We start from the raw sequence: 608 nt of genomic DNA, 5'->3' as shown, positions 1-608 counted from the left end.
GACGAATCCCCACAAAAAGACAAACGGAAATAATGAGATAGGCGAAAGTATGAGGAACATTCATGGCATTTGGTGATCAAATTTATCGCCAAACAAAAATTACCACGAGTAAATGCCATGAATGCGAAACAAGTTTTATCAAAATGCCTATCGCTTGTCACCCCGTTAATGCACAAAACACGCCGACAAAGTTTGTTTTCAGCAATCGAAAGCTCAATGAACGGTGCCTCCTTATCAATCACTGGCCTTGGTCGCGATATTGATAGTAAAGTCATGGAAAAGCATAAGATTAAACGTGTAGATAGACTTTGTAGTAACGCCAACTTACATCGCGATATTGAGTTCATCTATACCCGTATGACCTACCTGTTAGTCGGGACAGTGAAACAGCCAATCATTCATATCGATTGGTCAGATCTTGATGACCGAAAGCAACATTTTCTTATCCGAGCATCACTCGCTTCTCAAGGACGCTCTTTAACACTTTACGAAGAGATACACCCACAGAATAAGAAAGAGAAGCCAAGAACTCACCTATTATTTTTGACAAAACTAAAGGCTATGCTGCCCAATAACTGCAAGCCTATCATCGTAACTGACGCTGGCTT

General features: G+C 40.8%; 1 pseudogene. It reads left to right on the top strand.

Annotation, left to right across the window (positions count from 1 at the left end):
* Nucleotides 1–117: 117 nt before the first annotated feature.
* Nucleotides 118–608 (top strand): annotated as a pseudogene (locus AB4135_RS21990) (IS4 family transposase); the annotation flags it as partial.

The sequence above is a fragment of the Shewanella sp. 10N.286.54.B9 genome (assembly GCF_041468565.1).
In the GTDB taxonomy this organism is placed as follows: Bacteria; Pseudomonadota; Gammaproteobacteria; order Enterobacterales; family Shewanellaceae; genus Shewanella.
This window is presented reverse-complemented; position numbering and strand designations above follow the sequence as displayed.